The sequence below is a fragment of the Candidatus Obscuribacterales bacterium genome (assembly GCA_019744775.1).
Taxonomy (GTDB): Bacteria; Cyanobacteriota; Vampirovibrionia; order Obscuribacterales; family Obscuribacteraceae; genus SBAT01.
This window is the reverse complement of the sequence record JAIETZ010000004.1, coordinates 368,149-381,477: the sequence shown is the minus strand read 5'-3', so window position 1 is coordinate 381,477 and position 13,329 is coordinate 368,149. Positions and strand designations below refer to the sequence as shown.

11 protein-coding genes are annotated in these 13,329 nt (G+C 47.4%); 7 read left to right on the top strand and 4 right to left on the bottom strand.

Translation table 11 applies throughout. The features are described from left to right. Positions 1-64: 64 nt before the first annotated feature. From K2Y22_11175 to K2Y22_11150, 6 genes are all read left to right on the top strand, one after another. Positions 65-688: a sigma-70 family RNA polymerase sigma factor gene (locus K2Y22_11175; protein MBX9879008.1), complete on the top strand. Its 624-nt coding sequence runs from the start codon at positions 65-67 to the stop codon at positions 686-688. After that, a complete protein-coding gene (locus K2Y22_11170) occupies positions 688-1,578 on the top strand; it encodes a zf-HC2 domain-containing protein (GenBank protein ID MBX9879007.1) in 891 nt (296 codons plus the stop codon). The genes K2Y22_11175 and K2Y22_11170 overlap by 1 nt, the downstream gene beginning before the upstream one ends. Beyond that, the gene (locus tag K2Y22_11165) at positions 1,562-2,086 is read left to right on the top strand and encodes a hypothetical protein (GenBank protein ID MBX9879006.1); all 525 of its coding nucleotides are present in this window, start codon (positions 1,562-1,564) and stop codon (positions 2,084-2,086) included. Before K2Y22_11170 ends, K2Y22_11165 begins: the two co-directional genes overlap by 17 nt. Positions 2,087-2,096: 10 nt before the next feature. Further along, entirely contained in the window at positions 2,097-2,648 is a 552-nt protein-coding gene (locus K2Y22_11160) for a DJ-1/PfpI family protein (protein MBX9879005.1), read from the top strand. 12 nt (positions 2,649-2,660) lie between these two features. Beyond that, positions 2,661-3,410, top strand: coding sequence for a hypothetical protein (locus K2Y22_11155; protein ID MBX9879004.1), 750 nt, complete (start codon positions 2,661-2,663; stop codon positions 3,408-3,410). 140 nt (positions 3,411-3,550) lie between these two features. Next, entirely contained in the window at positions 3,551-4,162 is a 612-nt protein-coding gene (locus K2Y22_11150) for a WYL domain-containing protein (GenBank protein MBX9879003.1), read from the top strand. Between the two features lie 57 nt (positions 4,163-4,219). Here the strand turns inward: K2Y22_11150 and K2Y22_11145 are convergent, their stop codons facing one another. Further along, positions 4,220-4,681 carry a hypothetical protein gene (locus K2Y22_11145; GenBank protein ID MBX9879002.1) on the bottom strand — a complete coding sequence of 154 codons (462 nt, stop codon included), beginning with the start codon at positions 4,679-4,681 and terminating at the stop codon, positions 4,220-4,222. Positions 4,682-4,787: 106 nt separating this feature from the next. Between K2Y22_11145 and K2Y22_11140 the strand changes: the two genes are divergently transcribed. Then, a complete protein-coding gene (locus tag K2Y22_11140) occupies positions 4,788-5,876 on the top strand; it encodes a glycerate kinase (GenBank protein MBX9879001.1) in 1,089 nt (362 codons plus the stop codon). Here K2Y22_11140 and K2Y22_11135 read toward each other — a convergent pair whose 3' ends face one another. The 3 genes from K2Y22_11135 to K2Y22_11125 all read right to left on the bottom strand — a co-directional run bounded on the left by K2Y22_11135 (position 5,877) and on the right by K2Y22_11125 (position 13,321). After that, positions 5,877-6,656: a glycosyltransferase family 2 protein gene (locus K2Y22_11135; GenBank protein ID MBX9879000.1), complete on the bottom strand. Its 780-nt coding sequence runs from the start codon at positions 6,654-6,656 to the stop codon at positions 5,877-5,879. It lies immediately after the preceding gene. Between the two features lie 21 nt (positions 6,657-6,677). Beyond that, positions 6,678-10,772 (bottom strand): hypothetical protein, encoded by a 4,095-nt coding sequence (locus K2Y22_11130; protein MBX9878999.1) that lies wholly within the window; start codon positions 10,770-10,772, stop codon positions 6,678-6,680. A gap of 125 nt (positions 10,773-10,897) precedes the next feature. After that, positions 10,898-13,321: an endonuclease MutS2 gene (locus K2Y22_11125; GenBank protein MBX9878998.1), complete on the bottom strand. Its 2,424-nt coding sequence runs from the start codon at positions 13,319-13,321 to the stop codon at positions 10,898-10,900. Between the last annotated feature and the right edge of the window lie 8 nt (positions 13,322-13,329).

Genomic DNA, 13,329 nt, shown 5'->3' with positions numbered 1-13,329 from the left:
CCTAAAAGCTTAACCTATCGGAGATTTCAGAATGTTAGGATTAAGCGGGAGGTAATTCTAATCAATGGTTAGTTCTCAAAACCAAAGAAGCGACAGAGACTTAGTCCTAGCTTGCCAGCGCCGAGAGCCGGCAGCTTTTGAAGAGTTGGTAAAACGCCACCAGCGGACAGTCTTCACCCTTATTTACCAGTTAGCGCCCGACTGGAATGATACGTCGGATTTGGCCCAAGAAGTCTTTATCCGTGTCTGGCGCTCTATAAACAACTTGCGTAACCCCTCTTCTTTTCGAGCCTGGCTTACGCAAATTGTTACCAATTTGTTCTATGACGAGTTAAGAAAACGCCCGCGGCGCCTGTCTACTTTGTCCATGGATGAGTCCTGGGGCAACGAAGACGAGGACGGTCCAAGCCGGGATGTGCCTGATCCGTCCATGAAACCGGATGAAAAGGTTCTCAGTGGTGAAATTAATGGCGTAATTCGCAACGCAATGCTCCAATTGCCGGAACAGTTTCGTACCGCCATCGTCTTGAGAGAAGTAGAAGGCTTGAGTTACGAGGAGATTGCCATACTAACCAAGACCGAAATGGGCACCGTAAAGTCCCGGATCGCCCGTGCCAGGAGCAAATTGCAGGAACTGCTAAAGCCATACCTGGAAGAATCCGGTTCAATCAGTGAGGTCTCCAGCTAATGGGTCCAGATTTTGAGACTATCTGCGAAAACTTCAAGGAAGACTTATCCGCTCATTTTGACGGAGAGCTTGATGCTGAACGCGCCACGATTGTCGACACTCATCTGAAGGAGTGCGAGGCATGTCGTAATGCCTTTAACAAACTTGGCGGATTGAGCAAGTTTTTGGCAGGCGCTCGTAGCTCGGACGATGTGCCTGATATTTGGCAGGCTATCTCAGGCAAGATTGAATCAAGCGATCACGTCTCCGAAGAAGATTTATCCGCCTATGTCGACTGTGAACTGCCACCGGCCACCATTGAAGGCGTCCGCGAGCATCTTGATAGCTGCGGCGATTGTTCGACAAAGAAAGGTGAACTGCAGACAGTTAGTGGACTTATCCAGAATGCCCTTGCCTTACCGGAAGACATTGAAGTTAATATTTGGCCGGCATTGCGCTCACGTCTTAACGAAGACTGCGCTCTTATTCAAAGCGAGCTGTCGGCATTCCTGGATCAAGAAGTGGCCACATTGCGCCACCGCAATGTCGTTGCTCACCTGATGCAGTGTCCTACTTGCAAGGGCAATTTTGACCAACTTGATTCAGTCGGAAATATTATTCGCACAAATTACAAACCTGATATCCCCGAAGACTTTGATCTATGGCCGGAAATAAAAGCCAAGTTGCAAGTCGTTCCTTTTGCTGCTCGCCCAAAGCAGCCGGCTAAAGTCATACCGTTCAAACGGCGTTCATATGCGATAGCAGCAGCTATTGTTGCGCTTGGTTTGGTGGTCGCTTTTGTTACTCGCCAGCAACAAAGTTACTCGCATCTGACCGCCGAAGCCTATATGATAGATTCTGCTCTCGAGGACCAAGGAGATAATCCAGATCAGTTTGTCTATGAAAACTAGCACGCTAAAACAAATTACCTTGTCTTTGCTGGTTATTTTGGCCGCATCCGGACCCTGCGCGTCTGCTTCTTTTGCGACTGATCCACATTGCCCAATTGACTGGTCTCAATTCCATTTGAGCCAGCAGCAACAACAACAATTGGCAGTTCTTGACGGTCAGTGGGATCGTTCTTACAACCAGATAAAACCGGAAATGGTTGCCGATCAACAGAGGCTATCGGATTTGCTGGCCGACACTAAGTCGGATCCGCTTGAGGTAGTTTCGCTTCAACAATCCATAGCTCGCAAGAAAGAACAATTAAGATCGCTTGCCACATCGATATATTTACGCAAGAGGCAAATTCTCAATCAAGAGCAGCAATTGCAATTGGAAGAATGCATGCGCCAATACATGGACGCAAAAAGACGCCAACAGTCGGGTGGATCACAGACAGATGCCATGCCTGACGGTGTGAACAACCTTATAAACAAAGTTCGCAACATGTGGAGCAAAACTGGTGCTCCGTAGTGGAGGAAAAATGGCCGATAAAAAGCTTGCCGGCAAAAGAATTTTGATGGTGATTGCTCCGGAAGAATTTCGTGATGAGGAGCTTCTGACACCAAAGGAAATTCTCGAAGCAGCAGGTGCTCAAGTGGATGTTGCTTCAACTCGCATGGGTGAAGCAAAAGGAATGCTTGGAGCTAAAGTCAGTCCGAGTTTGACTGTCCAGGATGCCAACGCGAGCAATTACCAGGGTGTCATTGTCGTAGGTGGAATGGGCTCACCAAGCCACCTCTGGAGTGATACCAGTCTCCACAAGATAATCTCCCATTTGAATGACAAGGGTGAAGTGGTTGCAGCTATTTGCTTGTCGGGAGCCGTTCTTGCCAAAGCCGGCGTCTTGCGCTCCAAGAAAGCTACAGTTTGGCCCGATGAGACGGCAATAAATGTACTCAAAGAAGGACAGGCTCAATACCTGAAAGAGCATGTCGTTGCTGACGGCAACATAATTACAGCGGATGGACCGGAAGCTGCCAAAAAATTCGGCGAGACAATTGTGGAGACTTTGGGCCGCGTGCGCGCTCATTGAGTCGACAAGGAAATGCTTCGGACGCAATTGAAAGAACTCATCTGCTCTGCCTTGTGGCAAAGTGGATCAGTGGCGGCAGACGGTGAGATAGAAATTCTATCTGCCACTAAGGATGGCAGAGGAGATTATGCCTGTGCAATCGCCGCTAGGTTATCCGGAAAATCCAAAAATTCCGCCGAGCCGTTAGCGCAAGCTATCGCTAAGTTCATTGATTCTGACTTGTTGGAGAAAGTGGAAGTAGCCGGCAATGGCTTTATCAACCTTACAGTTTCGAATCGCGCATTGGCTCTAGTGGTGCACAACATACTAAAAAATGAACTACCGCGAGGATTGGGCACTCAAGCAGTCAGGACTGACTGGCGCTATACAGGACAAAGATTATCTGCCGCATTGCAGCAAGTGAGAGAGCCACGCTTGAACCTCATTGAGTCTTGCCTTGAGCTTCCTGTTTTAAGTGACAGCCAATGGCAGGAAATTGAGGTTTTGTGTCTCCGGGATATACATATTCTCCAACCGGCTTTCAATGAGGCTAATAAGAAATTGGTGCTTTTGTTGGATGAATTTTGGTTGCAGAGCGCGAAATATCATCACTCTAAAAATGAGTCTTTTTATGCTTATATAGATGGCCTTGCTTTGGAGATAAACCAGTCTCATATTTTGGATGGTTTGCCTTTGTCCGATCCGGAGTTAATCAGGGCTCGAATTGGTCTAATTTGTGCTGCCAAGCGCGTTTTCGACTCTTGCCTGGGCATATTGAATTAAGCGGTACCAGAAAAGCTCTAGGATCTTTAACCCTACCGGGATTTCGCCTTGCGGTGTAGACTGAAAGAAGAAGTCAAGGAGAAGTGGTTAGGGGTCCACAGGCTCAGGCGGACTGGGCTTAACTTATGAGGAGTATAGGCATGCAGATGGGACAGAAGTTCTCGTTGGATTTGACTCCCGAGGAAGCCATATTGCTTTTGACTGGTGCGCGGCTGTTAGATAAGTTGGTGGAAGGCATAAGCATCCAAGCCAAAGATCGAGATGAATTAATCAGGCAGATAATAGGCAAAATATCTCAGCATATTTCGCCGGATCTGGCAGGACTTTCAGATGAAATTGCCGAAGTGATTTTAGAATCTATTTTCAGCTCAGGAGAACTGGAAGAAGACGAGTTGGCTAGGGCTTGTGCCATGGCTGAAATTGATCAGGTAGAAGCTGAAGAGTCTCCATGTAACTATCCGATGTATTCAACCGATCGCACTTTACCTACTCTCGAGCAAGCACTAATTAACCATCGTACCGTGCGCGCTCATTACTATAGTTTTGCTAGAGAGTCAGTGGATGTTGTTACCTTAAATCCACTAGCGTTGTACAAAGAATCAGGACTTTGGAAAATGGTGGCGTACTGCCACGAACGTGATGAAGAAATGATCTTCCGCGTAGATCGCATCAAAGAACTAATTCAAACACCAAGACACTTTCAAGCACCGGCAGATTCATTGACCTATAGTCATTTGCCCTTCGCGTCATAGCAGCATAAAGTATCTTCCTGTTTTGTAGGGGCGCATTGAATGCGCCCGTTCGTAAATCTATTTGCGCGCTATTTCTAAATGTATAGGCGCATCTTGCTCAATGGTGCGCCATATAGCAAAAGCTGTTGGAATGCGCTTTCCGCAACTATCGTAAGCCGGTCCTATTAGCGTGTCGGCAGGCAAGCTTGCTAACCAATGCAGTTCGTCTTCGCCGAGAATTTCTTCAAATCCATCAGCCATTAAAGCGTCGCATACTCTCACGCAGTGAAAGCGATCGCCCCGTTCGCAAAGTACCGCTAAGTACCCAGCTCGGCGTGTCTCAAGGTGCGTGCCGATGATGCGGTACTGCGAAAAATGAGAAAGTCCTGCCAGTAAATAATTTTTCCCGGGCCAGAGTTTTTGTTCTATATATGGTCTTACATCATCAATTTGGCTCGACGAGTACGAAGCATTATTTTCCGAATGCCAGGCAACGCTCAGAAGTCTATCCAGCAGGTGTTTTCCTTCGTCCTTTGACATACAGAACCCTCCTGAGTGTTTTCCTATTATCAGTATGTTTCATCTCTTTCCAGCTGACGAGAGGTAAACTGTCCATTGAAAACAAATTGCAACGCTTTTTTATGACATGCTGAAAATCTTGATTGCACCTTCCGCCTTTAAAGGCACGATGTCGCCGGTAACGGTTGCCAGAGCTATTGAGGCAGGATTAATCGAGTCGGCAATTGATTGCCGGATTGAACTGACTCCGCTGGCTGATGGCGGTGACGGTACTCTTGAATGTTTGCACTACGCTTTGGGTGGAAACTTTGAACAAGTAGACTGCCAGGGACCGATTGGTGAAGTGCATACGGCTTCGTGGTTGCAGCTGCCGGATTGCGCTGTTGTTGAACTTGCGACCTGCTGCGGGCTCGGGTTAATTGAGCCGGAGAGAAAAGCTTTGTCTGCTCATACATTTGGGTTGGGTGAAGCTCTATTGGACTGTCTGAAAAAAGGACAGAATAACATCGTAGTAACACTTGGTGGAAGTGCATCTACCGATGGTGGCTCAGGGGCATTAAGAGCGCTCGGTGCTAAATTCTTCGACGAGAACAAGTCGGAAGTCTCGCTTGGTGGGCGACACCTTGGGCAGATAGTATCTTGTGATTTGTCCGCTTTACAGAAAATAGAGTCGTTAAAAATTGCCGTTGACGTGCAGAATCCGTTGCTTGGCGCAATTGGCGCAGCAAAAATATTTGCACCACAAAAGGGCGCTGACGCAAGCGCCGTTCAGCAATTAGAAATGGGACTTAGTCGTTTTGCTGATGTTCTTGAGAGTTCAACAGGGAAGCATATGCGCGACGTTCCTGGAGTAGGTGCCGCTGGCGGAACAGCCTTTGGCTTGGCTGTGGCTCTGAATGCGCAACTTATTTCCGGCTTCCATTGGCTTTCACAGTTGCTGGACTTAGAAAGAAAAACTCAGTGGGCGGATCTAGTAATAAGTGCAGAGGGAAAACTAGACAGACAGTCACTTTCAGGAAAAGCATCCGGAGAATTAGCCGCTCTATGCAAAAACGCATGTAAAAAACTCATAGTCGCTGCTGCTGTTATTGATAATGATTGCAACTGGCGTGCGTCCGGAATAACAGAAGTTATTGATCTTGGTGGTAGCTCTAAGCAATTGGCAGCCAAAGACATTCAGGAACACATCGCGCAATTCATGCGTTCAACGTACTGATTATTTTTCCTCTTGGTTCAAACCAAGCTGTTTAGCTTGCTTTGTCGTTAGTTTTCTATAGCGGCCCAATAGTGAACCGCCTGCAATATTTAAAACATCGACAAGCATTTTTGTGGCATCGATTACAACATTGACTTTAGACCCGGCTACGTTAGTCCAGTTAATAGCAATTTCCTTTACTCTGTAACCGCGCAGTCGAGCTATGTACAGCAGTTCTACGTCGAAAGCAAATCCATCCAGCTGCGTCACGGAGAAAATATCTTTGGCAGCTTTCCGATTGAACAACTTGAATCCGCATTGCGTATCTTGGATGCCGGGCAATAAGAGCGATTGCACAATAAGGTTGAATGTGTTGCCTATGTATTTGCGAGACACTTCTGTCTTAACTGTTTTGCCTTCTTGCGGCAAGTTGCGTGATCCAATAGCGATGTCATTGCCTTCTGCAATAGCTGCCTCTAGAAGGGAAAGCTGATCAATAGGTGAACTCCCGTCAGCGTCGTCAAACAAGAGCAAATCATACTGACCGGAAAGCATACCCAGCTTAACGGCATAACCCTTGCCTCTGTTTGGGTGATAGGAAATCAGGCGAACTTCTTGCCTGTTCTTGCCGAATTCTTCGACTATGTCATCAGTGTGATCCAGGCTGCCATCGTCTATTACAAGTATTTCAAAGGGTGCACCACGCTTTTTCAGGTGCGCGTAGATGGATTCCAGCGTGCTTGCCAGGCGGCGCTCTTCGTTGTAAGCAGGAACGATGACCGATATGGACGGAATTTGCATGCCCTAAGTATAGGCTAAGTACTAGCTATCTGTAATTGGTTGTGGTGGACCATCAGTCGAAGGTGCTTCTCTAGTCTCTTCGACGTTGGCTACTACAGGGCTTGGCTGCATAGCTTGCTGTGGAGCTGGAGCCTGTTGAGCCACATCTTGCTTTTGTGATTCTTCAGCTTTTTCTGTCGGCTTCTCAGCTTGTCCGTCTGCGGTACCTTCGGAAGCTACTTCTCTTTCGTAGTTTCTGAGATCGCCCTTTACACCTGCCACTTGATTTGATTCAGCATCGGATTGTTCGCTTGCGACAACAACGTTCTTGAACGGATTTGCGCCAAGCGGTACAGCGTTGCGCAAGAATGGAGCAACTATGCCGGCATTATCGTGGCTAAGTGCTTGTGCCCAGCCGGCGCCGGTCACTTTGGCGCCCATCTTATTCAATGCTCCTCGAGTCATCCAGTTGAGAGCCCCTGTCCCGACTGAAGCCATTCCCATAGTCTTTATGTCGGCAATAAGTGCAGGATTTGCAGAAAACGCGCGAAGCGCTCCCATGCTTGCTAGTCCTACAGTTGTATCCACGGCCGTGTTTCCTAGCGTTGCGGTAAAGGCTTCGCCTGTTGTCATTTCGCCTTCAGCTACTTTTGAGCCATATTTGTAGGCGTTATAAGTTCCGGTACCTGCAGCTAGTGCCGTACCGGCAGCAAATGTTCTACCTGCGGTGTATGGTGCTGAATAAGCTGCTAACGTACCTAGATTTTTTACGCTGTTCACTCCGCTTCTGCCTAGGTTCATGACGTGTCCAGGTACATGCCACCATTGATAGGCAGGATTATTTGCTTGCGGTAGACCCGCTTTCAGCGCTTCCCAGCCGGCATCAATAGCTCTTGTGCCACCCATTCCTCCAGCTGCTTGCATTCTCAATCCAGCGGCGGTGAGAACATCGTCACCCATATTTACTCCTACACTCTGCAGGATTTCGGCTGTATTAACTGGTGTGCCTTTAACGGTTCCGGCACCAGACAACCAGGACTTTGCCGTGTCGAATGTTTCTTGAGTTATCTTGCCTTGCTTTAGTTGTGCTTCCAGAATTTCTTCACCAAGTTTAACTTCTCTGGCTACATTGCCGTTGGCCCCCTTGAGTATTGCAGCAACCGTATTATTCATCGGTGCTACCTTTGTGACTTTATTCATAACATCGGCATATTTGACGCCCTGATATAGAGTGGTTCCGCCTTTTGCCAGGACAAGCCCTTCTGCAAGAACCATGCCGCCGACTTTCAGTCCTCCACCACCCAATCCTGTTGTGCCGCCTATCCAAGCACCTTTGGAGAGGTTGCTGCCCATGTCTTTGTCTTTGGCATCAAATGCATTTGCTAGACCCCACTTAGTCAAACCGCCTGTTGCTGCGCCTACAAGAGCTGATGCTCCTAAGATTGTCAAAGCAATCGGAACGGTAACTGGAGCTCCGGCTACCATAACACCTGCGCCAACAAGACCAGCCGTCGCCAGAGCGCCCCCGGCAGCAGCGCCACCCCAGCTAGTTAAAGTGGTGGCAAAATCTATTCCTGCTTCTTTGGCCTTTTCTGAATCTTCGCGAGCTTTTATCTCCATAGCTTTGACGTCTTTTTCAAGTCCCTGAGCCATCAGCATTTGTTTTTCAAACAAAGGATTACGCTCGATACCTGGAAAATCCAGCTTGGCTTGATTTAGTGCTTGAATTGCTTGTTCCGGCTTGAAGCCCGGGCCTTGCACCTCTACAGTCGAGCCGTCTTCTTTCTGCATTGGAAGCTTCTCAGTTAGGTAGAGCAATCCAATTGACTGTAGAACTTTGCTTTCTTCCTTAGCAATAAGTTCTTCCTGGGCCTGCTTTCCTTGTTTGAGAAGAGCCATTTGCTCAAGGGTCGTGCAGGAGCCTAGTGCTTCTGTTATTTGCCCCAATTCGTTTCTCAATTGCTTAACGTGCGGCTTCTGGTTCTCCATTGCCGTTTTTAAGGACTCTGCTGCATCCTTATACTGTCTGTTGAGGAAGAGTCCCTGAAATTGTTGCATGGCTTGTTCGCCAAGGAAGACGTTTTCCTTTAACTTCAACGATTTCGATTCAATCTTGGCTGATTCAGTCAAACTTTCTTCGGTGATTCGCTCGCCTTTGAGAATTTGTCCGACTGCTGCTCTTAATTTTGCATCCTTTTGCAGTTCAGGAACAAAACCGGCGAGGTCGGCTAATTCCTTGACCAGGGCTGCTTGAGCTTCTGTTGGTTTGGCGCCGCCGGCAATTGCTGCTTGTAGTTGGTCAGAGCGTTGTTGATTGTAAACGTTAACCACAGCTAAAAAGCGATCGTCGAGATCTTGTTGTTGTGCTGGCGTAAGGTCCTTGATGTTTTCGCCGATTGAAGAACTTACGATGGAATTTCTCTGCTTGAGCTGTTTGATCTCTTCGTTGTTTGCTAAATCCGGAGTGATTTTTTCTGCTCTATTTAATTGCTTTGCTGCTTCTACGAGGTCGGTCAATTGCTTGGCCTGACTCTTCTGCAATTCTTCTGTATTGTTTTCCGCAAGTGCTTTGGCGGCTTGACTGGTGCAAGCCTCAGCATCTTGTAAAAGAGCCTTGGCATAGCCGACATGTTTTTCTGCAATCGGCTTGCCGACTTCGGCTAGTTTTGTCTGCTGTGTTTTAAGAGTATCTTGCGAAGACTTGATCTCACCTTCCAAAGCCTTACGCTTTGTTTCGAGATCTCGTAACGCGTTGCCGCGCTTGACCATTTCAGCAACTTTAGCGTTGTGGGCATTGTCTTCTTTTTCTGCGTCGCCGGTTACGGACTTGAGTGTACGGCTGAAGATTGTCGTACCAGCTTCCCAGAGATTGGCGCTGCGCGTTTTCTGCTCTTCAGCGGCACGTGCACCTTCAATTGCCATAACTTCAGAAGCAATGGATTTGCTGGCTTTTTTAGCTTCCGCGATTTGCTCTTGCAGTTTCGCTAGGGCAGCTTGTTTTTCAGTAATAACGCCCTTGGTTTTTGTGATTTCGCCAAGAACTAAATTGTAGCTTTCGCCCTTGGAGTTCTTAACTTTCTTGGCTGATTCAATAGCCAAGTTATGCTCACGTTTGGCGTCTTGACTGAGAACGCCTTGTGTCCTCATTAGAACTTCGGACTCGCGGGCATGTACATATGGATCTGGTGAATCCAGTTGAGCTTTGCGTCCTTGCTCAGCAAGTCTTTGTGCTAATTGTGGATCGTTTTGAAAGGCGGATCTTTCTTGTTGAACAGGTGTTTGAGCGCCGGCAACAACAGCTTGTTCCATGGACTGTTTAACAGCTTGTGCCATATTGCCATAGAGACTTGCGCACTTATCCATTGTTGCTTTGACATCCGGATCGTCTTTTAGAGCCGGATTTATGCGTGCTGCTTCTTGCAAGAGACGAAACGCGTCTACCGGTGGTTGTTGTCCGTCAGCGGAGGCTATTTTCAACATGCCGAATGCAAGACGTAATGGGCATTCCCAGCGGCTGTCGAGAATACGAGTGCCTGTAGCAATGCGCTCTTGCATGGCGGCTCTTTTGGTGGATTCCATTTCCAGTGGAAGTGCGCGTTGTAGCTTCTCTAAATCATTTACGATAATGCGCACATTATTCGGCGTTAGCAGATCTACTGCAGCTTGTGCATAGGCCAATTGTTGGAAAGCTTGTTGTTCTGTCGCTTGATTCATTGACGCATCAAGCATTGGAAGTGGGCTCAAGAAATTTGAGTCGTTCCAGTTACCACTTGGTACGCGGCTATCTGCAGCTTGCGGACGATTGAAGTTTTCTGTTGTTTGAATTGGTGCAACTTCAGGAGCCGGTGCGGTTCTAGCTTGGTTGACCAAATCGAAAATTGAGCTTGGGCGAGTGTTTGCCGCAGCTGGTTGAGAAGCCGGTGAGTCGAACGAAGTGTCCCGTTGGGCAACGCCTGGTTGTCCACCTGTCCACTTTTTGCCTTTTTCGGCTTCGGCAGATTCGGTGGCTGCTTGCGACAAGGCGCCTGATGAGTCTTGTTTGCCTGCTGCGGCAGCTTTCTCTAAAGGCGCGTTCATGGCGCTGTTAGAGCCCTCTGAGGCGATTTCTGGTTTGGTGACCTGCTTATCGTCGTCCATGCCTTCTCTCCGGATTAGTGCATCGCAACTGGGTGTTTATTTCTACCTAGTTTAATTATGCGTTGGCTGTCTGTATTTGGGAGAAATACGAAAATTCCCTTATTTGAGACGCATCTATCCAGATTTTAGGTTAATTCGACAACGGTGACACCGTCTCCGCCTTCGTAAGGTTCTCCTGGGCGAGATGAATCGACATACGACGAGGTCTTCAAATAATCGCGCACGGCGGCTTTTACAGCCCCTGTGCCATGTCCGTGAATTATCATCACCGGACTAATATGGGCGACGGTTGAGTGGTCTAGGAATTTCTCCAGTTCATCCATGGCTTCCAAAACCCGGTGTCCCCTCAAATCTAGTGTGTTGGCGGCAGTTTGCACAAACACATTAACTTGAGCGCTTGAGGCTGTTACAGGCTGACTTTGATATTTCATCTTCTGAGATTTCTGAGGTTTATTAACTTGGCTGTGGTCGACGATTATTAAATCCGTGAGCGCTACCTTAACCGGGAAATTGCCGACTTTCACTGTTGCCTGGCTAGTTGGCTCGATTGAGGATGGGATTTCTAAAACTATGCCTGTTTGATTGAGCGAGGTGACCTTTACGCGTTGACCGACTTTGATGTCTTGAGGCAGGCTTTTGCCTATCTCGTTATCGGACCAATGAAGGGCTTGTCTAATTTCAGCCATGTCCTTCTGAGCTTGCTGAGCTTTTTGTGATGAGGGCTTGCTCTGTAAGTCTTTGATGGTGCTGCGAATAGTCTCTTGCGCGAAGTGGAGATCTTTTTCCAACTGTCTGGCGTAAGTTGACTTGAGTTTCTCTTTTTCTTTTTCGATTGCCGCTAGTTGGGCTAAGGCTTCGCTTTCTTTCAGGACGGCTAATTTATTTGCTTTTTCCGCTTGCTCTTCGAGTTGAGATACTTCCTTCAGTTTTGACTCTAACTGTTCAATTGTTTTTTGCAGGTCGGCTTCGCCGGCTAATAGAAATTTTTCTGCTGCTTCGACAACATTGGCGTTGAGTCCCAGGCGTCGCGCCATTGTGGTTGCTTTAGATGAACCTGGAATACCAATTTGCAAGTGATATGTGGGTGCCAAATTTGCTTCGTCAAATTTTAAGCTGGCGTTGATAAAGCCTTTGATGGCATAGGCAAGTGTTTTCAATTCGCCGTAGTGTGTGCTGGCAACTGTATAGACCATTGCCGAATTTAACTGCTCAAGAATTGCTCTTGCTAAAGCTGCGCCTTCTTTGGGATCTGTGCCTGCGCCAACTTCATCTAGTAAAACTAAATCACCTTGTTTTGCCGCATCGATAATTTCCACAATGTTAGTCATGTGCGATGAGAAAGTTGAAAGATTCTGTTCGATGGATTGTTCATCACCGATATCTGCGTAAATCTCACTGAAATAAAGCGCCTCGGATCCCGATTGCACCGGCAGTGAAAGTCCTGATTTGATCATCAAAGAGAGAAGCCCGGCTGTCTTTAAGTAAACAGTTTTGCCGCCGGTGTTTGGACCGGTGATGATAAAAGATCTCTCGTCTGCTGATAGTTTTATGTCGTTGGGAATTGTAGTTTGTGCGCCCTGCGTTTTTTCTCTAAGCACCATCAATGGGTGACGCGCAGCAATAAGTTTTAATGGACCGTCTTTGGCAAGCGGTGGGCAGTAGCCGTTGTATTTTAGCCCCAGTCGAGCGCGAGACATGATGAAGTCCAACTGGATAAGAGTGTTGAACGAGACTTCAATTTCGCCTTGATGGGCGTGGCAAGAAGCACTTAATAGCGACAATATGCGCGCGATTTCTCTCTCAATTTCCGCTTGTTTTAAGCGGAGTTTGTTTTCTAGTTCGACAACGCTTATTGGCTCAACATAGACAGTCAATCCGGAAGCGGAACTATCGTGAACGATGCCGTCGATGGAGCCTCGCATGCTGGCGACAACAGGTAATACATACCGATCATTTCGCTTGGTGAAAATAGGCTCTTGCAAAACTTTTGATTGAGCATTCTTGTGAATTATTTTCGTTAGCTCGTCGCGTATTTGATTATCCAGATGATGCACTTGTCCGCGCAATTGATTAAGAGTCGGACTGGCACTATCTTTGACTTCACCGTCATCTTCAATAGCCGCCTCAATTTCATTGGCTAATTTTTCCAGAGAAAATAATTCGTTGGCAAATTTTGTCAGCTGCGGAAAACTTGCTTTGTCCAAAAGTGACAAGCTCGAACGTGTAAGTCTTGTCGCTGTAAGAGTGTGTTTGACAAATGCAAGTTCTTTGCCGGAAAGTGATGCTCCGGCTTTAAGTCGTTGAATTGTTTCTTCTAGATCAGGCAGATGTTCAAAGTTGAAACCTGATCTGCTTTCAATGAGACTCGCAGCTTCTTTTGTCTCTTCCAGAAGAATTTGGCAGACACTAAGTCCTGACGCAGGCATGAGATTTAAGCAGAGTTCTCGACTCTTAGCAGTATGCGCTTCATCGGCAAGCAAAGATTTCAGCCTGTCCCATTCAAGAGCGCGTAATGTGCGGGTGCGGCAGTCTTGCCTTGTGCTAACCAAGGTCGTTA